Origin of the sequence: Nocardia sp. NPDC050408 (genome assembly GCF_044458905.1) — a bacterium.
Lineage (GTDB): Bacteria > Actinomycetota > Actinomycetes > Mycobacteriales > Mycobacteriaceae > Nocardia.
Genome location: NZ_JBITIL010000005.1, coordinates 192,046 through 217,400 on the forward strand (window position 1 = coordinate 192,046; position 25,355 = coordinate 217,400).

Sequence of the window (25,355 nt, forward strand, 5' to 3'; positions counted from 1 at the left end):
TGGGCGCATGACGCGGCCGAATCGCGAGCGGCCCAACCGGGCTCGACGCCCACGGATCAAGACCTTGCCGCAATTGCTCACCACCGCCGTGGAGGGTAATCCGACCGGACCCGCGGTCGTGTTCGCGGATGCCACAGCGACATTGGCGCAGCTGAGTTATGCCGAACTCGATGATCGGTCGAACCGCTTGGCGCGCTTGCTGATCGAGCGCGGTATCGGCCCGGAGGATTTGGTCGCGGTCGGCATTGCGCGGTCGGTGGAATCGATTGTCGCGGTGTGGGCGATCGCTAAGGCCGGTGCCGGATTCGTACCCGTTGACCCGAACTATCCCGCCGATCGCGTCGCGCACATGCTGTCGGATTCCGGTGCGGCGCTGGGGCTTACGGTTGCGGCACTGGACTGTACCGTCGCGGCGGCGGATCTGCCGGACGGCCCGGAATGGGTCGCCATCGATACCTCCGACATCGCGGCATATTCGGCGGAACCGATCACCTACGCGGATCGGATCCGGCAACTGCGGGCCGAGCATCCGGCTTATGTCATCTACACCTCAGGATCGACCGGAACGCCCAAGGGGGTGGTCCTCACCCAGGCGGGGTTGTCGAATTTCTGTGATGAGCAGCGCGAGCGTTATACGCTGACCGCCGATTCGCGCACACTGCATTTCGCCTCGCCCTCCTTCGACGCATCGGTATTGGAGTTGCTGCTTGCGCTGAGTCGGGGCGCGACCATGGTCGTGGCGGCACCGACGGTGTACGGCGGCGCGGAATTGGCCGCACTGTTGCGCCGGGAGCGGGTGACGCATGCCTTCATCACCCCGGCCGCGCTCGCCTCGCTGCCCGCAGATGGACTGGACGAGCTGCGCGTAGTGGTCGCGGGCGGTGAGGCCTGTCCACCGGAGTTGGTGCGGCGCTGGGTGTTACCGATCGCGGATGGCCGCACCCGGGAATTCTTCAATGGATACGGCCCGACCGAGACCACGATCATGACGAATATCAGCGCGCCGCTGGTGCCGGGCGAACCGGTGACCATCGGTGCGCCGATCCGCGGGATCACCGAATATGTGCTGGACGAGGAGCTCGCGCCGGTGCCGGGTCGGGTTGTCGGCGAGCTCTATATTTCCGGTGCGCAGGTGGCCCGTGGCTATCACGACCGGCCGGGTCTGACCGCCGCTCGGTTCGTGGCCGACCCGTTCGGTGCGCCGGGTTCGCGGCTCTACCGCACCGGCGATCTGGTGCGGTGGACGGCCGAGCGGGAGTTGGAATACCTGGGGCGCAATGATTTCCAGGTGAAGATCCGTGGTTTCCGCATCGAACTCGGCGAGATCGATGCGGTGCTCGCCGCGCACGACGGCGTCGATTTCGTGGTCACCATCGGTCACGAACAGGACAGTGGCGCAACGATTCTGGTGTCGTATGTGCGTGCCGTCGCCGGTGCCGCGATCGATACGGCGGAACTGACCGGGTTGGCCGCAAGCAAACTGCCCGCCCATATGGTGCCGAGCGCCATTATGGTGCTCGACGAGATCCCGCTGACCCCGGTCGGCAAATTGGATCGACAGGCGCTGCCCGCACCACAGTTACGCACCAAGACTTTCCGCGCGCCGTCGGGTTCTATCGAGCCGGTAGTTGCCGAACTCTTTGCCGACGTACTTGCGCTCGAGGTGCGGGTCGGTGCCGATGACGACTTCTTCGAACTCGGTGGCAACTCACTGATCGGCACCCAGCTGATGGCGCGACTCGGCGCTGCGCTGGATGCCAGGATCCCGGTGCGTCTGCTCTTCGAGACACCGACCGTCGCCGGACTGGCCGCCGCCGTGACCGAACATGCCGGTGCCGGTGACCGCAAGGCATTGGTTGCCGGTCCCCGTCCGGAGGCGATTCCGCTGTCGCTGGCTCAGCAGCGGATGTGGTTCCTGAACCGGTTCGACACCGCGTCGGCGGCCTACAACATTCCGATCGCGGTGCGGTTGAGCGGTGCGCTCGATGTGGCCGCGCTGCGGGCGGCGGTCGCAGATCTGGTTGCGCGACACGAGGTTCTGCGGACGGTGTATCCCCACACCGATGCCGGTCCGGAACAGCTGATTTTGCCCGCGGACGAATCGGTGCCGGAGCTGACGGTTCAGACCGTTGCCGCTCAGCAGCTCGAATCCGCTGTGCGCGAACTGCTTTCCACGACATTCGATGTGACCGCAGAAGTGCCGCTGCGGGTCGGCTTGTTCGAGGTCGAGGATTCGCCCGCCGAATTCGTGTTGGCGCTGGTGGTGCACCATATCGCCGGTGACGGCACCTCGATGGGGCCGTTGACGCGTGATCTGATGACCGCCTACGCCGCACGGACGGCTGGTTCCGTGCCCGGCTGGACACCGCTGCCGGTGCAATACGCGGACTACAGCATCTGGCAGCGCGAGTTGCTGGGTAGTGAGGATGATCCGGAGTCGTTGGCAGCCGGACAGATTGCCTACTGGCGTGATGCACTCGCGGAGCTGCCCGATCAACTGGAGCTGCCGACGGATCGGCCGCGGCCCCCGGTGCAGTCGTTCGCCGGTGGCAAGGTTCCGGTGCATATCGATGCCGAAACCCATAGGGCGCTGGTCGAATTGGCGCGCGCCGAGGGCGCGACACTGTTCATGGTCGTGCACGCGGCCTTGGCGGTATTGCTGGCCCGATTGTCGGGCACCGATGACATTGCCGTCGGCACGCCCATGGCCGGTCGCGGTGAGGCGGCGCTGGACGAGCTGATCGGCATGTTCGTCAATACCCTGGTGTTCCGGACCCGGGTGGATGAATCCGGACCGTTCACCGAACTGCTCGCGCGGCAGCGTGAGACGGATCTCGGGGCCTTCGCGAATGCCGATGTGCCGTTCGAACGACTCGTCGAGGTGCTGAATCCGGTCCGCTCGACCGCGCGGCATCCGCTGTTCCAGGTGGGATTGTCGTTCCAGAATCTGGCTGCGACGAGTCTGGAGCTGCCCGGATTGACCGTCTCGGCGGTGGACTTCGATGCCGCGGTATCGCAGTTCGATCTGCACTGGATCATCGGCGATCACTACAACGAGACAGGGCAGCCCGCGGGAATCAGCGGTGCCGTCACCTATGCGCACGATCTGTTCGACGAGCCGACGGTGCGGGGCTTCGTGGCTCGGTTCGCGCGGTTGCTCGGTGAGATCGCCGCGGCGCCGCACACGGTCGTCGGTGAGCTGGAACTGCTCGACGCCGCGGAACGGACCGAGCTGGTATCCGGTCGCAATGCGACCGACCATGCGGTGGATGCGGCGGCGACGCTGGTGTCGCTCTTGGATGCGACTGTGGCCGCCACACCGGGCGGGGTGGCGCTGATGGGCGCGGACGGCGAACCGGTGACCTATGCGGAACTGGATGCGCGGGTGAACCGCCTCGCACGACACCTGATTTCGCGGGGCGTCGGTCCGGAGTCGCGGGTCGTGCTCGCCTTGCGCCGGTCGGTGGATCTGGTCGTCGCGATGTACGCGGTGGCCAAGGCCGGTGCCGCGTATGTGCCGGTGGATCCGGACCAGACCGCGGCGCGAACCGATTACATTCTGGGTACCGCGGCGCCGGTCTGCGTATTGACCAATGCCGCAGCGGGTTTCGATACGGAGCTGGCCCCGGTGGTGCGACTGGACCGGCTCGACCTCGATTGGCTGCCCGCGACACCGATAGCGGATGATGAGCGGGTCAGGCCGTTGCGCGCGGCGAATACCGCGTACGTGATCTTCACCTCGGGTTCGACCGGGCGGCCGAAGGGCGTCGCGGTTTCGCATGCCGCGATCGTCAACCAATTGCTCTGGAAGACCGCTGAATTCGGGGTCGGACCAGGTGATGCCATGTTGCTGAAGACGGCCGCCACCTTCGATCTGTCGGTGTGGGAGTTCTGGTCGGCGGCAGTATTCGGCGGGCGATTGGTGCTTGCCCACCCGGACGGGCACCGCGATCCGGACTATCTGAACGATCTGATGGCGCGGGAGTCGGTGACCACGCTGCATGTGGTGCCGTCGATGCTGGACGCGCTGTTGACCGGTCGGCTGCCGTTCACCTTGCGGCGGGTGCTGGTGATCGGTGAGGCACTGCCCGCAGAGCTGGCGCAGCGGTTCCGGGACACCTATCCGCAGAAGGAACTGTTCAATCTGTACGGGCCGACCGAGGCTGCGGTGTCGGTCACCAATCATCGGGTGACCGACAAAGATGCGGTATCGGTGTCGATCGGTGCGCCGGAATGGAACAGCCGGGTCTATGTCTTGGATTCGCGGTTGCGTCCCGTGCCGGTCGGTGTTTCGGGTGAGTTGTATTTGGCCGGTGCGCAGTTGGCGCGCGGCTACTTCGGGCGGGTCGATCTGACGGCGGAGCGGTTCGTGGCGAATCCGTTCGAGTCGGGTGCGCGCATGTACCGCACGGGTGATCTGGTGGCCTGGAATGCTCACGGTGAGCTGGCGTATCGCGGGCGCACCGACTTCCAGGTGAAGATCCGTGGCTTCCGGATCGAATTGGGTGAGATCGAGGCGGCCCTGGTCGCGCTGCCGGAGATCGCGCAGGCGGCAGTTATCGCGGACGCGGATCAGCGGACCGGTGATCGGCTCGTCGCCTATCTGGCGGGCGTCGATGTCGATGTGGCACAGGTGAAGTCGGCGCTGGCCCGCGTGCTGCCGTCCTATATGGTGCCCGCCGCCTACGTGGTTCTGCCCGCGCTGCCGCGCAACGCCAACGGCAAGCTGGATCGAAAGGCTCTGCCCGCGCCCGAGTTCGAGGCCCAGGTGTTCCGTGCGCCGTCGACACCGATCGAGGAGATTGTCGCCGGGGTGTTCGCCGATGTACTCGGGGTGGATCGGGTCGGGATCGATGACGACTTCTTCGCACTCGGCGGCAATTCACTGATCGCCACCCAGGTGGTGGCGCGGCTGGGTGCCGCGCTGGATACGCAGGTGCCGGTGCGGGTGTTGTTCGAGGCGCCCACCGTCGCGACATTGGCGGTCCGGGTCGAGAATCGGGTCGGCTCCGGTCGGCGGCCGCGATTGGCCGCGGGCAGGCGACCGGACCGGGTGCCATTGTCGCTGGCACAGCAGCGGATGTGGTTCCTGAACCAGTTCGATACCGAATCGGCCGCCTACAACGTGCCGGTCGCGGTGCGATTGTCCGGTGCACTCGATATCGATGCACTGCGATTGGCGGTCGCCGACGTGGTGGCCCGGCATGAGGTGCTACGCACCGTGTATCCGTCGCGCGACGGTGTCGCGTATCAGGTAATTCTGCCTGTGGGACAGGCGGTTCCGGATCTTACGGTCGTCGACATCACTGCGGGTGAGCTGCGCGATCGGATCGTCGAGCTGGTCGGCACCGGGTTCGATGTCACCGCCGACGTGCCCGTGCGTGCCGAATTGCTGCGCTGCGACAGCGACTACGTGCTGGTGCTCGTGGCCCATCACATCAGCGCGGATGGCTGGTCCATGGGGCCGCTGACCCGTGACCTGATGCTGGCGTATATCGCGCGCACCGGCGGATCCGCTCCGAACTGGACGCCATTGCCGGTGCAGTACGCCGACTTCGCGCTGTGGCAGCGGGCCGTACTCGGCGCGGAATCCGATCCGGATTCACTTGCCGGACAACAGGTGTCGTATTGGCGACAGGCCCTGGCCGAGCTGCCGGATGAGCTGAACCTGCCATCGGATCGGACTCGGCCTGCCGTCCCGTCGTTTGTCGGCGGCCGGTGCGATATCCCGATCGATGCGCAGTTGCACGTGGCGCTACTGCGATTGGCCCGCGATCACAATGCGACCCTGTTCATGGTGGTCCACGCCGCGCTCGCGGTACTGCTGGCGCGCCTGTCGGGCACCGACGATATCGCCATCGGTACGCCGGTCGCAGGGCGTGGTGAGGCCGAACTCGACGATGTCATCGGCATGTTCGTGAATACTCTCGTACTGCGCACCGAGGTCCCGGGTGGCCGCACCTTCGCCGAACTGCTTGCCCACGCCAAGGATGTGGATCTACAGGCTTTCGCGCACGCGGATATTCCGTTCGAGCGTTTGGTGGACCTGCTCGAACCGGCACGATCGACGGCACGGCATCCGCTGTTCCAGGTGGCGCTCTCGTTCGAGAACCTGCCGGACAACTCGTTCGAGCTGCCCGGGTTGCGGGTCGCTCCAGTGGATTTCGATATCATTACCGAGAAATTCGATCTGTCGTTGGCGATTCGCGAGTCGAGTGCGGGCATGTTCGCCGCGTTCACCTATGCGCGCGACCTTTTCGACGACGCGACGGTTCGCGTCTTCGCGGATCGGTTCGCGCGGCTGCTCACCGCCATCGTCGCGGATGCGGAGACGCCGGTGGGTGATCTGCCGCTGCTGGCCGAATCCGAAGTCGAATTTCTGACCCGCGTGCACCCGGATCATCTGATGGCGGGTGGGCTGCTGCCCGATCTGCTGTTGCGCGGACTGCGCCACGGTGCGGACCGTACCGCGGTCAGGTATGCGGGCCGATCGATCAGCTACCGCGAACTCGACCGGTACTCGTCGCGGTTGGCCAGGGTGCTGATCGAACGTGGCGTCGGTCCGGAAAGTCTTGTCGCGCTGGCATTGCCGCGTTCCTACGAGATGGTCGCGGCGGTGCTGGCCGTCGCGAAGGCCGGTGGCGCACATGTGCCGATCGATCCGAACCATCCGCTGGAACGGATTCGGCATCTGCTGACCGACTCGGCGGCGGTCGTCGGACTGACCTCGACTGAATACAAAGCAGAGCTCCCCGATGACCTGCAGTGGCTCGCGCTCGACGACCACGCAATGGAAGCGTTGTGCGCCAACCGATCCGCCGCGCCGATCACCGACGCCGATCGGATCATCCCGCTGCGTCCGCACAACCCGGCCTACGTCATCTATACGTCGGGTTCGACCGGTGTGCCCAAGGGCGTCACGGTGACCCACGCCGGACTCGGCGGTCTGCTCGACCATGCGATCGAGCTGTACCGGCTCGAGCCCACACGCCGTTTCCTGCATATCTGCGCGCCGAGCTTCGACCCGTCGGTATTGGAATGGCTGTGCGCCTTCTCGGTCGGTGCGACGCTGGTGATCGTGCCGTCCACCGTGCCGGGTGGGGACGAGCTCGGTGACCTGCTGCGCACCGAACAGGTGACGCACGCGATCATCACCCCGGCGGTCCTCGGCACGGTGGATCCGACCGGTCTGGACCACCTCGAAATGCTCTCCGTCGGTGGCGATGTCACCACACCGGAACTGCTGGCCAAGTGGCAGCCCGGTCGCAGGTACTACAACGGCTACGGCCCGACCGAGACGACCATTATCTCGTCGTATGCGGAATTGACTGCGGGACAGCATATTACGATCGGTTCTCCGGTGCGCGGTATGTCCGCGCTGGTGCTGGACGCGCGGTTGAACCCGGTACCGCCCGGCGTGACGGGTGAGCTGTATCTGGCGGGCGGCGCGCTGGCGCGCGGTTACCGCAATCGAGCCGGGCTGTCCGCGGAGCGTTTCGTCGCCAACCCGTGGGGTGAGCCGGGTGCCCGGATGTATCGCACCGGCGATCTGGTCCGCTGGTCCGCGACTCCGGCGGGAACGTGGGAGCTGGATTATGTGGGGCGCAGCGACTTCCAGGTGAAGGTCCGCGGCTTCCGTGTCGAACTCGGTGAGATCGACGCGGTGCTCGGCAGCCACGAGGATATCGAATTCGCGGTCACCCTCGGCCGTGAGACGGCCGCTGGAGCAACGGTATTGGTCTCGTACGTGCTCCCGGTGGCCGACCGTGTCGTCGAGCCCGACCGACTCACCGAATTCGCGGCGCGGGTACTGCCCTCGCATATGGTGCCCTCGGCCATCGTCGTCCTCGACGAGTTGCCGCTGACCACCAACGGCAAACTCGACCGCAACGCACTACCCGAACCGAAGTTCGCAGTCACGGTGTCGCGGGCACCTTCCAGCCCGCTGGAATCGCGGATCGCCGAGTTGTTCGCGCAGGTGCTCGGCGTGCGCCAGGTCGGAGCCGATGACTCCTTCTTCGCCATCGGCGGTGACAGCATCGTCTCGATCCAGTTGGTTTCGCGGGCCAAGTCGGTCGGAATCGGTTTCACGCCGCGCGATGTCTTCGAGCAGAAGACCGTCGCCGGATTAGCGCGGGTCGCGGTGCTCGGCACGGATCCCGCGCCCGTCGTGCTGGCGGAGTTGCCCGGTGGCGGGGTTGGCGATATCCCGCTCACCCCGGTGCTCGCGGGCTTCCTCGAGAACGGTTCATTCGGCCGATTCGCGCAGACCCTCGTGCTCGCGCTGCCGGAAGGCATCGACAGCACCGGACTGACCACCACGCTCACCGCCGTACTCGACCACCACGACATGTTGCGCGGGCGAGTATGGCAGGTCGACGGCCGGTGGTGGCAGCAGGTGGCCGCGCCCGGAACGCTCGACGCGTCGGCGCTCTTGTCCGAGGTGGACGTACCGGACGAGGCCGAGCTCAACCGAATCGGTAATGCCGCCGTGGCTTCCGCGCTGGCGGCACTGGATCCGGCCGTGGGGCGGATGGTCGCGTTCAGCTGGCTGCGCAGGTCGAATGCACGCGATCTACTGGTCTTCGCGGCGCACCACTATGTGATCGATGGCGTGTCGTGGCGGATTCTGATCCCGGACCTCATCACCGCATGGGCACAGCGCAGCGCCGGGATGGCCATCGCGTTGCCGCCGGTCGGAACGTCATTCCGGCGTTGGGCGCACGGTCTCGTCGAAGCAGCGGGCTCGCCGTCGCGGATGGCCGAGCTCGACTACTGGCGTACCGTGCTGGCCACACCGGATCCCTTGCTCGGTACACGTGCGCTCGATCCCACTGTGGATACCCACGCGTCGGTGCGGCAGTTGACGGTCGAGGTGCCTGTCGATGTGGCCGATGCGGTGCTGACCACGGTGCCCGCGCTGTACCGGGGCGGCGTCAATGACGGTCTGCTCGCGGCGCTGGCCATGGCGGTGCGTACTTGGCGGGCGCGACGCGGTATCGCCCTCCCGGTCACCAGGATTCGACTGGAGGGTCACGGCCGCGAGGAAGCGACTGTGCCCGGCGCCGATCTGACTCGTACGATCGGTTGGTTCACCAGCGTGTATCCGGTGGCGCTCGATCTCACCGGCGTTGCCGACGAGACCGCGGCGGTGCTGCGGTCGGTGAAGGAGCAATTGCTCGCGGTTCCGGATCGGGGTATCGGCTTCGGGCTACTGCGCCAGTCGAATTCGAGTCTGGCCGGTGATATCGGGCAGATCGGCTTCAACTATCTGGGCCGGGTATCCACCGGCGGCGCACCGGAGTTGACCGATCCGGCCTGGCTCCCGTCCGGTGACCTCGGTGACCTCGACGACGGCCAGGATCCGGCGCTGCCCGCATCGGCCGTGGTCGATATCAATGCGATCGTCGTCGACACCGATGCCGGACCGCGGATGGATGTGGCCTTCAAGTACGCCGGTGAAATCCTCGACGCGGCGGCAGTACAGGAACTGGCCGACGACTGGCTCACCGCCCTGACGGCGGTGGCCCGGCATGTAGCCGACCCGAATGCCGGTGGTCTCACACCATCAGATGTGCCGCTCATATCGACCACCCAACACGAACTCGACACCTGGCGGGCGAACTACCCGGGCCTGGTCGAGGTACTGCCCCTGTCGCCGCTGCAAACCGGCCTGCTGTTCCTGATGGAAATGCTGGCCGAGTCGGTGGACCCCTACGTCATTCAGGTGGCGGTCGAACTCTCGGGCGAATTCGAACTCGACCGCCTGCGCCGCGCCGCACAGGCGGCGCTGGACCGGCACGCGAATCTGCGCAGCGCCTTTGCCTTCGGCGCGAACGGCAAACCCGTGCAGCTCATTGCCGAAGGGGTTCGGGTGCCGTGGCGAGTGGTCGCCGAGGTGCCCGACGCTGACCTGCCAGATCTGCTCGCCGCCGACCAGCGCACCGGATTCGATTCCGCGCTGGCGCCGCTGCTGCGATTCACGGTGTACCGCACCGCATCCGGGCGCACGCACCTGGTGCTGACGGCGCATCACATCCTGCTCGACGGCTGGTCCATGCCGCTGCTGATGAAGGATCTGCTGATCCTCTATGCGACCAGGAGCGATACCGCGCTGCTGCCCGCCGCGCGGCCGTACCGCGATTATCTGGCGTGGCTGTCGCGCCAGGACCGTGAAGTCACACTGCGTGCGTGGGAAACCGCGCTGACCAAGCTCGCGCCGACGCTGCTCGCGCCCGTGTTGGTGCGGCCCACAGCGCCGGCCGATGGATTCGGCAGGTCCGCATTCGAACTGTCGGCGACCGAGACGGCCGCGCTGACGTCCTTCGCCGCGGCGACCGAGGTCACCGTCAATACGGTGCTGCAAGCGGCGTGGGGTGTGGTCCTCGCCGGTATCACCGACCGCGATGATGTGGTCTTCGGCGTCACCGTTTCGGGACGTCCACCGCAGCTCGACGGTGTCGACGCGATGGTCGGTTTGTTCGTGAACACCATCCCGGTGCGCGTCCGATTCGATTCGGCCACAACGGTTTCGCAGCTGCTCACCGAGCTGCAAGCCGGGCAGGCTGCACTGCTGGAGCATCATTATCTCGGGCTGGCCGATGTCCAGGCGATCGCGGGCGGCACCGAGTTGTTCGACACGCTGGTTGCCTACGAGTCGTATCCGATCGATGCCGATGGCCTGCGGCAGGCGGGTAGCGCGGTCGACGGGCTGGTGGTCGGTGGCGTGAGTTCGGTCGACTACACCCACTATCCGGTTACCGTCCGAGCGGAACTGGCTGCCGAGCTGCGGGTGGAGGTGCTGTATCGCGGCGATGCCGTCGCGGATTCGGCGGCGCAGGCGTTGACCCAGCGGTTGCGCACTGTGCTGGGTGAATTCGTCACCGCGGATTCGGTTGCAACCGTGCGTGACGGTGTGGGGTCCGACGTACTCGGGCAGGTTCGATACTGGCGCAGCACGCTGGCAGGACTGCCGGATGAGTTGATGTTGCCCATGGATCGTCCGCGTTCGACCGTGCCCTCCTATGACGGCGGGCAGGTCGTGCTGCAGATCGGTGTACACCTGCACCACGAACTGCGTCGGCTTGCCGAGACCAGGAATACCTCGGTATTCGTGGTGTCGCATGCGGCTTTCGTGGTGCTGTTGGCGCGGTTGTCCGGCACGACCGATATCGCGATCGGTACACCGGCCTCGTGGGCAACCCTCTACAACGCCGTGATGCTGCGCACCGATAGCAATCCCAGTGCGACCTTCGGTGAACTGAACGCCGCGGTCGGTCCGACCGACGCGGCCGGGGTCCCTGGGACAACCTTCGACAACACCGTGGTGCTGCGGACCGAATACCACCCGGGTGCGACTTTCGATGAACTGCTCGCCGCGGTCGGCCCGGTCGACGCCGCCGCATTCGCGCACGTCGATGTGCCATTCGCGCAACTCGTCGAGATACTCGATCCGGTCCAGGTGACCGGCAGGCATCCGCTGTTCCAGGTCGCGATGGGGCAGCGCAGCGCCGCAACGGATCCGCTCACGGTGGACCTGCGGCTTTCGCTGAACGAGCGAATCGGTCCGCGCGGTGAAACCCAGGGCGTGCTGGCCGAATTCACCTATGCGACAGACTTGTTCGACGCGGTCACCGTGCAGGGCTTCGCTGATCGGTTTGCCCGGATCCTCACCGCGGTCGTCGCCGACGCCGCGGTGACCGTCGGTGATATCGAGCTACTCGGACCGAACGAACGCACCCGGGTGCTGCACGAATGGAATTCGCGCGGTGCGTGGGTGCCCGCCGCGACACTCCCCGAGCTGATCGCCGATCAGGCCAGGCGCAGGCCCGATGCGGTGGCGGTTCGCTTCGGCGATACCGCACTGAGCTTCGCGGAGCTGCGGCGGCGGGCGAACCGGGTGGCGAGGGCGCTCATTGCCGCCGGTGCCGGTCCGGAATCGCTGGTGGCCGTTGCGGTTCCGCGTACCGAGGAGCTGCCGGTCGCGCTGCTCGGCGTGCTCACTGCGGGTGCGGCGTATCTGCCGATCGATATCACCTATCCGGCGCAGCGGTTGGCCTTCGTGCTTTCCGATGCGGTTCCGGTCTGTGTGCTCACCACCGCGCAGCAGCGTGCCGATGTGCCGGTCGGCGAGCTGCCGGTGATATTGCTCGAAGAGACAACGGAATTCGATGATCGTCCGGTCAGCGACGCCGACCGTATCGCGCCACTGCTACCGGATCATCTCGCCTACGTCATCTACACCTCGGGTTCGACGGGCGTGCCGAAGGGTGTTGGTGTGGCGCACCGCAATGTGGTCGAGCTGTGCGCGAATACCCAGCCGCTGTTCGGTTTCGACGAGACCGATGTGTGGACGCTGTTCCACTCCTTCGCCTTCGACTTCTCGGTGTGGGAGCTGTGGTGCGCCTTGGCCACCGGCGGTGCGGTTGTCGTGGTGGACTACGCGACCTCACGGGCACCGGAACTGTTCCGCGAGTTGCTGATTCGCGAGAAGGTGACGGTGCTGAACCAGACACCGTCGGCCTTCTATCAGCTGATCGAGGCCGATCGGGCCGCCTCCGATGTCGATGGCGAATTCGCGCTGCGACATGTCGTATTCGGTGGCGAGGCATTGGATCTGCGTCAGTTGCGGCGCTGGTATGAGCGCCATGACGCGGATGCGCCGCGGCTGGTGAATATGTATGGGATCACCGAAACCACGGTGCACGTGTCGTTCCTTGCGCTGGACAAGCAGATCGCGGACAGTCCGGACAGCCTGATCGGACGGGCGCTGCCGGGTTTGGATGGCTACGTGCTCGACGAGCGCTTGCATCCGGTGCCGGTCGGAACACCGGGGGAGATCTATGTGGCCGGAGCTCAGCTGTCCAGGGGATACCTCGGCAGGCCGGGGCTGGCGGCGACACGTTTCGTCGCGAATCCCTTCGGCGCACCCGGATCTCGTATGTACCGCACCGGTGACCTTGGTCGTTGGGGCCAGGCCGGACTCGCCTACGCCGGGCGCAGTGATCAGCAAGTTCAGTTGCGCGGCTTCCGAATCGAACTCGGCGAGATCGAATCCGCGCTGCTGCGCTGTCCGGGCGTGAGCCAAGCGGTGGTGCTGGTCCGCTCGACCGAACGTCTCGGGGATCAGCTCGTCGGGTATGTGGTGCCCGCAGCCGGTGCCGGCATCGATCCGGATGAATTGCGGGTGCAGGTGGCCGAATTCCTCACCGGCTATATGGTTCCCGCCGCCATCGTGGTGCTCGATGTCATGCCGCTGACCCCGAACGGCAAGCTGGACCGGCGCGCGTTACCGGAGCCCGCGTTCGAGGCACGGCAGTACCGTGCACCGGCAACGCCGATCGAGGAAACCGTCGCCGCCGCCTTCGCGGAGGTGCTCGACCTCGACCGATTCGGTATGGACGACAACTTCTTCGAGCGCGGCGGCAATTCGCTGATCGCCACGAAGCTGACGGCACGGCTGAGCTCGCTTCTCGGTGAAAAGATCCCGGTTATGCGGGTATTCACCGCACCGACCCCGTCGGACTTCTTGGCCGAGCTGGCCCGCCGGGCGGGTGGGCAGGTCGAGGGCGAGGTGGCCTTCGATGTGGTGCTGCCGCTGCGCGCGACGGGTACCGCCGATCCGTTGTTCTGCATCCATCCGGTCTCCGGCATCGTATGGTCGTTCGCGGGACTGGCGGCCTACCTCGATTCCGACCGGCCGATCTACGGCATCCAAGCACCCACCCTGGCCGCACCGGCAGAGCTGCCGGACACGATCGAGGAGTGGGCCGCGATCTATGTCGATGCGATCCGCTCGGTCCAGCCGATTGGGCCGTATCACCTGATCGGCTGGTCGATGGGCGGTGTCTTCGCGCACGAGATCGCGGTGCAATTGCAGCGGGCCGGACAGCGGGTGGCCACGCTCGCGGTGATGGACAGCTATATGGCCGATCCGCCAGACGAACGCGCGCAGGGCGCGGGCTCACCCGTGCCGGTGGCCGAGCTGATCGGTGGCCTGCTCGGCGAACAGGCCGGTGACCTCGGCTTCGCCGCCGATATTGACTTGGCACAACTCGCCGAGCGGCTGGTCGAACTGCCGGAGCCGTTCGCCTCCTTCGGCTCCGAGCGGTTCACCCGGGTGCTGGATACGGCTGTGCATTCGGTTGTGTTGCGCAACGCCTATCAGCCTGTTCGATTCCACGGCGACGTCATCTACTTCACTGCGGCGCTCGACGACCCCACCGGTTCGATCGGCGCGGGAATCTGGGTTGATGTGGTCGACGGAACCGTGGATAACCGCGCGGTGCCGACCACCCACTGGCGTATGACGGCCGCCGACGGACTCGCCGAAATCGGCCGGGTGCTGACCGACATTTGGCGGGAAGTCGCAGCGCGGACTCGTGACTGAAACTCGCAGCCACGTCAGCGATTGGAGGTGAGGAGGGGTTTGAGGTCGAGGATCGGTGTGCCGTGCACGGCTTCGAGGTTGCGGACATGCGCTGACGGTGCGGATATGGATGTGGTGCAGACCGATCGGGTTGGGGCGGTGCGGTGCGCGGGTGGCGAAAACTCCGGCGCTGGCCTCTCGGGGGATGCCGCCCTGGTTTCCACGGGGATTCTGTATCGACCTGGTTGAGTACCCACATCCGACGCTGCGTCAATGACAGCGGGATGCGCTGCGGGCGCACGGCCCGCGTCAACGGCGGCCGATCCGCATGCTCGGAATCCGGCACGTGATCATTTGTTCAGTTGTGCACGTTGGGGTGAGGGCGGTGTGGGTGCGGTTGAGGATGACGGGGGCGGTGGGTTTTCGGGGTTTGCCGCCCCCGGTTTCTACGTGATCATTTGTTCAGTTGTGCACCTTGGGTGGTGAGGGCGGTGCGGACGCGGTCGAGGACTACGTGGGGGCGGTCGTAGAGGAGGGTTGCGTTGATGCGGATTACGCGCCAGCCCAGGGCTTCGATGCGGGCTATGCGGTCGATGTCCTTGGTGCGCTGGGTGGGGTCGGTCCAGTGTTGGGCGCCGTCGTATTCGACGGCTACCTGCCATTTGCGCCAACCGAGGTCGACGCGCGCGACGAATTCGCCGTAGTGATTGCGGATCACTAATTGTGTTGCGGGACGGGGTAAGTCGTCGTCGATCAGGAGCAAGCGTGTGTGGGTCTCGGGTGGGGATTCGGCGCCTGGATCCGCGACGGCGAGCGTTGTGCGCAAACGGTTGAGGAAACGTGCGCCCGGATGTTTCGATGCCAAGACCGCGACTTCACCTGGTTCGAGTCCGGTAGCCGCACACAGTGCGTCCAGGATCGGTACGGCCCGCTCGCGTGGCAGCCGCCGACCGAGGTCGAATGCAGTGCGCGCCGGTGTTGTGACCGTGAACCCGTCGACCTCACAGCATTCGCTCGGCTCGATAACCGAGCGGACGGCACGAATCCCGCAGGGCGGACGACAGTGTCCGCGCCTGGCGATCTCTGCTGCTTGATCTGCATCGAGCCAGCGAGTGCCGTGCATGGCGGCCGCCGAGCACCCGATCAGCACACCATCACCCTTCGCCCAGTGCGCAACGGCACGGGCGCGCCCTCTCGCATCGAGCGAGCACCCTTTGCGCACATAGACATCCGGAAACACCCGCACAAAGTTGTGCCGCAGCTCCCACCGCGTAACCAACCCCGCCGCCACCGCCCAAGACCCCACAAACGGCTCATCCAATACCCCCATCCCCCCACTATCCCCACCCCCACCGACAACCCCCCAACCCGCCCGCTCGAACCTCTGGCGACCCTCCGCACCTCGCCCAACGATCAAGATCAGGTGGCGCTGGTGGCGGTGGCTTCTCGGGCGATGCCGCCCCAGTTTCCACGTGATCATGTGTCCAACCTGGGGCCGTCCATGAGGGTGGTGGGGGTCGAGGGGGCGGTGGTCAGCCGTGGAGTATCGGCCAGTCACTGGCAGATGACGGCCGCTGCTGGACTCGCCGAAATCGGCAATTGCTGACCGAGCTGTGGTGGAAATCCGCATCCGACTCATGACCGGAAGTCCCTGATGCGCTGAACCCTCTGCCGCGCAGGTGTTTTCACGCCAGGCACGAAATCGTGGGCAAAAACGTGCGTGGCGTGCGAACTGATGCGCGCGAGACGGAAGGAGGCGAAGCAATTGCGGCCCGTACTCGTCGCCGTGCCACCGCTGTGCGATGCGGCGGATGTGATGCTGGCGCATGGGCTGTGGCAACGGCATCGCGCGTGCCGAATCAACCGGTGCGTGTGGAAATCGGCGGCGTATCAGACGCTCGTTCTCGCCGGACGGCTGGTTCCGCAGTCGATGAGCCCGCGTGAACGCGCCGCCGCCAGAGGGATCGATTTCCCGAGAGCGTCCTAGGTCGACGCGCTACCGTCCGGCGGCCAGTCGGTGCGGACATTGCGTGAGGTGCTGGAGAGGCTCGAGTCCCTGGCAGGCGATCCGCACGGGCAGGGGGAGGCGTGGGCGCGCGTCGCACCGAGGTAGACGGCTGGCTGGCCGAGTGGCGGATAGACCACCACGACATTCGAATGATGCTGGGACGCAATGGGGCCGAGGAACCGTTGGTTTCGTGCACGGCGGCTGCGGCACCGGACTTGGCGCAGATGCGAGAGCAATTTCCGGAGCTGTCTCGGTTGTGGGATGCGATTCGGCATGAGTACTGGGCGGAATTCACTCCGCCTCCGAGAAATTCACGAGGACGGTTCGCCTAGTGGACGATGACAGGCGGCTTCGGTTGGTGCCGACCGAACCCACGGCGGTGCGGATTCGGCAACTCACGGCCCGAGCGGGACGGGCGGGGTATCGGCTCGAACGCGCTTCCACGGTGCCCTACGACTGGATGCTTCTCGACGCCGAAGACGGCGCGACTACCTATTCGGCCGCGGACCTCGACCAGATCGAGCGGTGGCTCGACGAATGAGGTGCGGGTGGGTTTCTTCAATGGGGAATCCGCGCTGGCGATGCACATCTGCTATGTGACGTAGTTCACTGGGCGTGGGGCGTCGCAACATCTACCGTCTGAGACCGATACATAGCTGTCACGTCTGCACCGTCTGAGGCGCAGGCGTATCAGTGCATGTTGCAAGACTTATATGATGACTCGGACTGGTTTGGCCCCAGGTGCACGACGCCTTTGACGGGGTCGGGGGCAGGTCTTAGCTCGACCCGAGAGGTGATTACACCCGAATGGAAACTGCTCGTCGTTCCGCCCGAGGTAGTCGCCGACGTAGGTCGGGCAGCCCGCTGTTCGCTCAGCTGCTCACGGCCGCGGTGGAGTCCGCGGCCACCTCGATCGCACTGCGTTTCAATCCGACCGGTGATCCCGCGGACCAGCGTGAACTCACTTATCGCGAACTCGATGCCCGCTCGTCCAGGGTCGCGCGCGAGCTGATCGACCGCGGCATCGGCGCGGGCGATTACGTGGCGATGGGCATTACCCGTTCGGTCGAATCGATGGTCGCGCTGTGGGCAATCGCGAAGACGGGTGCGGCCTATGTGCCGGTCGATCCGAACTATCCGGCGGAGCGGATCCAGCACATCGTCACCGATTCGGGTGCCGCACACGGTTTGACCACCTCGGCGCATCGCGCCAAGCTCGGCACCTCGGCCTATTGGATCGAATTGGATGACCCGGTGGTTTCCGAGCGCATCGCCGCCCGGCCCGATCACCCGGTCTCCTATGCCGATCGGGTGCGGGCTGTCAACGAAAACCATCCGGCCTACGTCATCTACACCTCCGGTTCCAGTGGTAAGCCGAAGGGGGTGGCGGTCACCCACACGGGTCTGGCGGGATTGGCGGCAATCGGCGAGCACTATCTGATCGACGCGGATTCCTGCGTCTCACATCTCAGCTCGCCCAGTTTCGACTTCTCGATGATGGAGACGCTGTTCACCTTCTCGGTGGGCGCGACGCTGGTCATCGCGCCGCCGACGGTATTCGGCGGTGTCGAACTCGCGGATCTGCTGCGCCGGGAGCAGGTTACCCATCTGCTGATCACCCCGGGTGCGCTGGAATCGCTGGATCCGGCCGATCTCGATGACGTGCAGGTCGTGGTCGCGGGCGGGGACCGACTGCCCGCGGAGTTGGTGGCGCGCTGGGCGGATAACGGCCGCTCGGTATTCAATGCGTACGGGCCGAGCGAGGCGACCGTCATGGTCACCACCACCGAGGCCATCGCGGCCGGAGAGCCCGTCACCATTGGCTCGGCCATCGCGGGCGTGGGCGCCTTCATTCTCGATGCGCGGTTGCGGCCGGTGCCCGCGGGTGTCGTCGGTGAGCTCTACGTCTCGGGTGCGGTACTCGCACAGGGCTACCTCGGTCGACCGGCGCTGACCGCAGAACGCTTCGTGGCCAGCCCGTTCGGCGCGGAGGTCGATAATCCGGGTGCGCGCCTCTATCGCACCGGAGATCTGGTGCGGCGCAACGAAACCGGCCTGATGGAGTACTTCGGCCGATCTGATTTCCAGGTCAAGATCCGTGGTCTGCGCATCGAACTCGGCGAGATCGATAGCGCGCTCACTACACATCCGGATGTCGACTTCGCGGCCACGCTCGGCAAGACGCTGCCCTCGGGTACGACCGCCCTCGTCGCGTATGTAATGCCGCGCCAGGGTGCCACCCTCGATACCGGTCAGCTTGCCGCGCATATCGGGGAATCGTTGCCGGACTACATGATTCCGGCCGCCATCATGGTGTTGGGCGAGATTCCGCTGACCCCGGTCGGCAAGCTGGACCGGGCGGCCCTGCCCGATCCGGTCTTCGCGGCACGTCAGTTCCGCGCTCCGGCAACGCCGGTCGAGGAGATCATCGCCGATGTATTCGCGGCATTGCTGCTCGGTCCCGATACGGACGCACGCGTCGGTGTCGATGACGACTTCTTCGAACTCGGCGGCAATTCGTTGCTGGCCACCCAAGCCGCCGCGCGCATCGGTTTCGCACTCGGTCTCCGGGTGCCGGTGCAGCTGATCTTCGAGGCCTCGAAGGTTTCGCTACTGGCCCAACGTGTCGAGCAGCACGCGGGTTCGGCCGTCGGACGGGCGCTGACCGCTCAGACCCGGCCCGACCGGATTCCGCTATCGTATGCGCAGCAGCGGATGTGGTTCCTGAACCGTTTCGATACGGCCAGCGCGGTCAATAACATTCCGCTGGCGGTGCGACTGTCCGGGCGACTGGATGTCGACGCATTGCGCGCGGCGGCCCGCGATCTGATCGAGCGGCACGAGGTGCTGCGCACTATCTATCCGGACATCGATGGTGAGGGCTTCCAGGTCGTCCTGCCGATCACCGATGCGCGCGCAGTACCCGACCTTCCGGTGACCACCGCTGTGACACAAGAACTTTCGGATCTGATCAGTATCGAGGTGCTGGGCGGATTCGATGTGACGGCCGCGCCGCCGGTGCGCCTGCGGCTGTTCCAGCTCGGCGAATCCGAGTATGTGCTGGTGTGCGTGGTGCACCACATCGCAGGGGACGGTTTCTCGCTCGGCCCGCTGGCCCGCGATCTGATGGCGGCGTACTCCGATCACGTGCGCGGCGGGCGGCCCGAATGGCCGCCGCTGGCGGTGCAATACGCCGACTACGCCCTCTGGCAGCGCGAAACCCTCGGCAGCGAATACGATCCGGAATCGGTCTTCGCGCAGCAGATCGAGTTCTGGCGCAACGAATTGGCCGCGCTGCCGGAACAATTGGATCTGCCCGCGGATCGGCCGCGCCCCGCCACGTCATCCAACAATGGTGCCGTCGTCGCCTTCGACATCGATGCCGACATTCACGCCCGACTCGATCGACTCGCGCACGAACATAATTCGACGCTGTTCATGGTCGTGCACGCCGCGCTCGCGGTACTGCTCGCCCGGCTGTCGGGCACCCGCGACATCGCGATCGGCACCCCGGTCGCCGGTCGCGGTGAGGCGGCACTGGACGATCTGATCGGCATGTTCGTCAACACCCTGGTGTTGCGCACCGAGATCGATCCCGCCATGACCTTCGACGATCTGCTGCGTGCGGTGCGCAAGGTCGATGTCGCGGCCTTCGGACACGCCGACGTGCCGTTCGAGCGGTTGGTCGAACTGCTCGATCCGGTGCGCTCGACCGCGCGGCATCCGCTGTTCCAGGTGATGCTGGTCTTCCAGAACCTGGCGCGCACCGAACTGGAGTTGCCCGGCCTGACGGTCGCGGGTGTGGAACACGGGGTGGCGCTGGCCAAGTTCGATCTGCAGCTCGAGATCGCGGAGAACCCTGCGGCGCGAGCGTCGGGCCCGGAGGCGGTAGCGGAGCGTATCCACGGAGGGCACCGGGAGCGCCGCGAATTAGACACTGCGGCGCGAGCGTCGGGCCCGGAGGCGGTAGCGGAGCGTATCCACGGAGGGCACCGGGAGGGCCGCGAATTAGACACTGCGGCGCGAGCGTCGGGCCCGGAGGCGGTAGCGGAGCGTATCCACGGAGGGCACCGGGAGCGCCGCGAATCGGACACTGCGGCGCGAGCGTCGGGCCCGGAGGCGGTAGCGGAGCGTATCCACGGAGGGCACCGGGAGCGCCGCGAATCGGACACTGCGGCGCAAGGCATGTCGGCGACATTCACCTACGCCACCGACTTGTTCGACGCCGCCACCGTGCAGGACTTCGCCGATCGCTTCCTGCGGGTGCTGTCCGCGGTGGCCGCCGATTCCGATGCGGTGCTCGGCGATATCGATCTGCTCGCGCCCGGCGAGCGCGATCTGGTTCTGCACGAATGGAATTCGGCTGGCGCGATGGTGCCGGATGTGACGCTGGTCGACCTCATCCTGGCACAGGCGCACCGCCGCCCGGATGCGATCGCGGTCCGATTCGGTGATACCGCACTGAGTTTCGGTGAATTGCAGCGGCGCGCGAACCGGGTGGCGCGGGCGCTGATGGCGCGTGGCGCGGGACCGGAAGCGCTGGTTGCCGTTGCTGTCGAGCGGTCCGAGCAGCTGCCCGTCGCGCTGCTCGGTGTGCTCACCGCCGGTGCTGGATATCTTCCGATCGACATCACGTATCCGGCGCAGCGACTCGAGTTCATGCTCACCGACGCGCAGCCGACCTGTGTGCTGACCACATCGGATCTGCTGGGCGACATTCCGGCGACAGACGTTCCGGTGGTGCTGCTCGACGAAACCGCGGGCTTCGGCGAATCGTCGATCACCGATATCGAGCGCACGTCCCGGCTGCGTCCGGACAACCTGGCCTACGTCATTTACACGTCGGGCTCCACGGGTGTTCCGAAGGGCGTCGGCGTTTCACATCGCAATGTGGTCGAGCTGTTCGCCAACACCCAGTTGATGTTCGAGTTCGACGACACCGATGTGTGGACGCTGTTCCACTCCTTCGCCTTCGACTTCTCGGTGTGGGAACTGTGGTGCGCGCTCGCCAATGGCGGCACCGTGGTAGTGGTCGACTACCTGACCTCCCGTTCCCCGGAACAGTTCCGCGACTTGCTGATTCGCGAACAGGTCACCGTGCTGAACCAGACGCCGTCCGCGTTCTACCAGCTCGCCGAGGCCGACCGGGCCTCGCATGCCGGAGACCAGGGCAAATTCGCGCTGCGCTATGTCGTATTCGGTGGTGAGGCACTGGACCTGCGTCAGCTGCGGCGCTGGTACGAGCGGCACCCCTTCGATGCGCCGTGGCTGGTCAATATGTACGGCATCACCGAAACCACGGTGCACGTGTCGTTCCTGGCGCTGGATGAGCAGCTCGCCGAGAATCCGGCCAGTGCCATCGGTCGTGCACTGCCCGGGCTGGAGAGCTATGTGCTCGATGATCGGCTGCATCCGGCTCCGGTCGGGGTGGCGGGCGAAATCCATGTCAGCGGTGCGCAGTTATCTCGTGGCTACCTCGGTCGGCCCGGTCTGGCCGCGACCCGTTTCGTGGCGAATCCGTTCGGGGCGGCGGGATCTCGCATGTACCGCACCGGCGACCTCGGTCGCTGGGCTGGTTTCGCGGGCCACGCGAATCTCGAATACGCCGGGCGCACGGACCAGCAGGTGCAACTGCGCGGCTTCCGCATCGAACTCGGTGAGATCGAATCGGCGCTGCTTGCCCAGCCCTCGGTCAGCCAGGCTGTGGTGCTTGTGCGTTCCGACGAACACGCGGGTGATCGCCTGGTCGGATATGTTGTGGCCGAGGTGGATTCGCAGGTGCAGGGCGCGGAGTTGCGCAGCACGATCGCCGAATTCCTCACCAGCTATATGGTTCCGGACGCGATCGTCGTACTGGACACATTGCCGTTGACCCTGAACGGCAAGCTCGACCGAAAGGCGCTGCCCGCACCGGAATTCGTCAGCAGCGCCATCTACCGCGCCCCGCAGACCCCGATCGAGCAGGCCGTCGCCGGGGTATTCGCCGGACTGCTCGGTGTGCGCGATGTCGGCCTGGACGACGATTTCTTCGTCCTCGGCGGTAACTCACTGCTGGCTACCAGGGCGGTCAGCAGAATCAACGAAGCGTTGGACGCGAATGTCTCGGTGCGCGAACTGTTCGAGGCATCGACCGTTTCGGCACTGGCCGCACGAATCGTGCCCGGCTCCTCGACCGGAACCCGTACCCCGCTGGTTGTGACGGCGCGTCCGGAACGAGTGCCGCTATCGCTGGCGCAGCAGCGCATGTGGGTGCTCAATCAGTTCGATACCCGCTCGGCGGCCTACAACATCCCGCTCGGCATCGGCCTGACCGGTGCACTCGATGTGCAAGCGTTGCGCGATGCCATCGCCGATGTGCTCGAACGGCACGAGGCGCTGCGCACCCGCTACCCGTCGACGGGACCGGGCGGGCTGCCGTACCAGGAGATCCTGCCGGTCGCCGAGGCCTGGCCGGGCGGGCTCGCGGTCGAGTCGAGCCGCGATCCGATCGTCCGCATCACCGAGCTGATGTCGACCGGATTCGATGTGACCCGAGAGGTTCCGGTGCGCGGCGTGCTGCTGCGTGGGACCCCGGAGCGTCATCTGCTCGCTATGGTGGTGCACCACATTTCGGCCGACGGCGCCTCGATGGCACCGCTGGCCCGTGACCTGATGCTCGCCTATGCCGCGCGCTGTGCCGGTGATGTCCCGACCTGGACACCGCTCGAGGTGCAGTACGCCGACTTCGCGATCTGGCAGCGCGAGGTCATCGGCACCGATGACAACGAGAACTCCGTAGCCGCACAGCAATTGGCCTACTGGCGCGAGCAATTGGCCGGACTGTCCGGTGCGCTCGAGCTGCCGCTGGATCGGCCGCGGCCGGCCGTGCCGTCCATGCGCGGTGCGTCGACGGCCTTCACGCTTTCGCCCGAGGTGCACGCTGGACTGATTCGCATTGCCCGGGAGCACAATTCGTCGCTGTTCATGGTGGTGCACGCTGTGCTCGCGGTGCTGCTGGCGCGGCTGTCGGGCAGTTCCGATATCACGATCGGCACTCCCATCGCGGGCCGCGGTGAGCGCGCGCTCGACGATCTGGTCGGCATGTTCGTCAACACCTTGGCGCTGCGCACCACGACGGAATCGGCAACCACCTTCGACGCGCTCGTCGAACATGTTCGCGAGACCGACCTCTCGGCCTTCGGCAATGCCGATATTCCGTTCGAGCGGGTGGTCGAGGCGGTGTTGCCGAACCGCGCGACCTCGCACAACCCACTGTTCCAGGTGGTGCTGTCCTTCGACAATCTCGAGCCGCCGAAGCTGGAGTTGCCAGGTCTGACGGTCGCGGCACTGGATACCGGTGCGGTCGCGGCGAAGTTCGATCTGCAGCTGACCGTCGAGCCACGGCACGGAGCGGACGGCGCACCCGGCGAGCTGGTCACGGTATTCAATTACGCCACAGACCTTTTCGACGCATCGACGGTGCAGGCATTCGGTCGCAGGCTGACCCGGATCTGCGCCGCCGTCGTCGCGGACCCGCAGGTCAGCGTGGGCGATATCGATATCCTCGATGCCGCCGAACGCGATCGCGCGTTGGCCGCGCCGGAAACCGTGCTGGAGCCCGCCGCCGACGGCGTACCGCTCACCAGCGGTGCGGCCCTGACTCAGGCGCTGGCCGCCGCGGTGGAGGAGGATCCGGACGGGCCCGCGGTGGTCTTCGGCGAGGACGCGGTGTCCTTCCAGGATCTCGACGCGCGGTCCTCGCGACTGGCGCGGGTGTTGATCGGCCGCGGCTGCGGTCCGCGCACCGGGGTCGTGATCCGGCTGGATCGCGGGGTGGACGCGGTGGTCGCCACCTGGGCGGTGCTCAAGGCCGGTGCCGCATTGACCCCGGTGACCGGCCTGAACGGTCCGCTACCGGTTGGTCTCGAGGTCAAGGTCGGACTTACCGCCGGTGCATGGCCCGCCGATAGCAGTGTCGACTGGCTGGTTCTGGACGATCCGGACGTGCTCGCCGAGATAGCCGCCGAATCGCCGCGACCGGTGACCTACGCTAACCGGACCCAGGCGCTGCGCGGTGAGGATCCGGCCTTCGTCGCCGGAGTTACCTTGTCCTACAACGACATTTCCGTCGCGACCAAACGGCTGCGAGCCCGCACTGAGCTGACCTTCGAGTCCAGGCTGTTCCGGCACGGCCGCGCGGATTCGGCGGCGGCGCTGCTGGAAGTGGTCGCGGCCGGTGAGAACGGCGCGTCGGTTGTGGTGACCGCCGGTAACCTGGACAACGTAACGCTTTCGGCACTATTGGCCGACGAATGGGTGACGCATCTGTTCATCGATCGGGCCGGGCTCGGGCCGGTCGAGGTGACGGGGCTGGAGGATCTGCACGCGGTGGTGCTCGATGATGGCGCGCCCGCGCCGGAATTCGGGGCCGTCCCGGTTGTAGTCGACCTCGGTGCGCTATTGGGCGTCCCGGACCTGGGTTGATCTTCCACCCGGAAGATTCGGCGGCAGGTGCTCGCACGGGTCGTTGCCGGTAGCAACCGGTCCGGGTAGTGGCGATGAGCGAGGGGAGGAAAGTTCCTATGCCGGGATACCGGTCGGTGGGACAGGATCGGGTGCGCACGGTTGAGCTGCAGTCGCAATACCGGCCAGGGGTATTCGAGGGGACACTCGAGTTCTTCAGCGCCACGGTAGATGCCCAGGCCAGAGGCGATCGCACCCCCGCCGACTGGCAGCCTTTCGTCTCCGATGAGATCATCGATCGCCCGATCGGGTCGACGCACGAGTTGATGACCTCTGCTGAAGCGTTGACCGAGATCGGTCCCCGGCTCGCTGAGCTGCTCGAAACCCCTGAGCGGTAGCGATCGGCCGGGGAACGCAGGTGGATCGTCGGCGGGAACAAGCGGCCATTGCGGTTACGATCGGGGTCTGACCATGCGATGCTTCTGAGCAAGCGCTGGGAGGGGAGCACTTTTTAGGGATTACAGGGTAGGTGAGCTC

At 66.1% G+C, this 25,355-nt stretch carries 6 protein-coding genes and 1 pseudogene; 5 read left to right on the plus strand and 2 right to left on the minus strand.

Translation table 11 applies throughout. From position 1 onward, the window contains the following. Window positions 1-7 precede the first annotated feature (7 nt). The gene (locus ACIBJI_RS17485) at window positions 8-14,389 is read left to right on the plus strand and encodes an amino acid adenylation domain-containing protein (protein WP_397084876.1); all 14,382 of its coding nucleotides are present in this window, start codon (window positions 8-10) and stop codon (window positions 14,387-14,389) included. A gap of 102 nt (window positions 14,390-14,491) precedes the next feature. Here ACIBJI_RS17485 and ACIBJI_RS17490 read toward each other — a convergent pair. Together ACIBJI_RS17490 and ACIBJI_RS17495 are read right to left on the minus strand one after the other, a co-directional pair. Beyond that, a pseudogene (locus ACIBJI_RS17490) lies at window positions 14,492-14,605 on the minus strand (TrmO family methyltransferase); the annotation flags it as partial. Window positions 14,606-14,822: 217 nt separating this feature from the next. Beyond that, the gene (locus tag ACIBJI_RS17495) at window positions 14,823-15,698 is read right to left on the minus strand and encodes an endonuclease domain-containing protein (RefSeq protein WP_397084878.1); all 876 of its coding nucleotides are present in this window, start codon (window positions 15,696-15,698) and stop codon (window positions 14,823-14,825) included. Between the two features lie 405 nt (window positions 15,699-16,103). Here ACIBJI_RS17495 and ACIBJI_RS17500 point away from each other — a divergent pair, with 405 nt between their 5' ends. From ACIBJI_RS17500 to ACIBJI_RS17515, 4 genes are all read left to right on the plus strand, one after another. Continuing rightward, window positions 16,104-16,355 carry a hypothetical protein gene (locus ACIBJI_RS17500; protein ID WP_397084880.1) on the plus strand — a complete coding sequence of 84 codons (252 nt, stop codon included), beginning with the start codon at window positions 16,104-16,106 and terminating at the stop codon, window positions 16,353-16,355. Between the two features lie 352 nt (window positions 16,356-16,707). After that, a complete protein-coding gene (locus ACIBJI_RS17505; RefSeq protein ID WP_397084882.1) occupies window positions 16,708-16,917 on the plus strand; it encodes a hypothetical protein in 210 nt (69 codons plus the stop codon). A 266-nt stretch (window positions 16,918-17,183) separates the two neighbouring features. After that, window positions 17,184-24,839 (plus strand): amino acid adenylation domain-containing protein, encoded by a 7,656-nt coding sequence (locus ACIBJI_RS17510; RefSeq protein ID WP_397084884.1) that lies wholly within the window; start codon window positions 17,184-17,186, stop codon window positions 24,837-24,839. Window positions 24,840-24,937: 98 nt separating this feature from the next. After that, window positions 24,938-25,216, plus strand: a complete 279-nt coding sequence (locus ACIBJI_RS17515) for a hypothetical protein (protein WP_364355609.1) — start codon at window positions 24,938-24,940, stop codon at window positions 25,214-25,216. Window positions 25,217-25,355: the final 139 nt, after the last annotated feature.

Bases quoted from the DNA above. Each gene is read 5' to 3' on its own strand.
- ACIBJI_RS17485 (WP_397084876.1), top strand. From the start codon at position 8: ATGACGCGGCCGAATCGCGAGCGGCCCAACCGGGCTCGACGCCCACGG.
- ACIBJI_RS17495 (WP_397084878.1), bottom strand. From the start codon at position 15,698: ATGGGGGTATTGGATGAGCCGTTTGTGGGGTCTTGGGCGGTGGCGGCG.
- ACIBJI_RS17500 (WP_397084880.1), top strand. From the start codon at position 16,104: ATGCGCGCGAGACGGAAGGAGGCGAAGCAATTGCGGCCCGTACTCGTC.
- ACIBJI_RS17510 (WP_397084884.1), top strand. From the start codon at position 17,184: ATGGAAACTGCTCGTCGTTCCGCCCGAGGTAGTCGCCGACGTAGGTCG.
- ACIBJI_RS17515 (WP_364355609.1), top strand. From the start codon at position 24,938: ATGCCGGGATACCGGTCGGTGGGACAGGATCGGGTGCGCACGGTTGAG.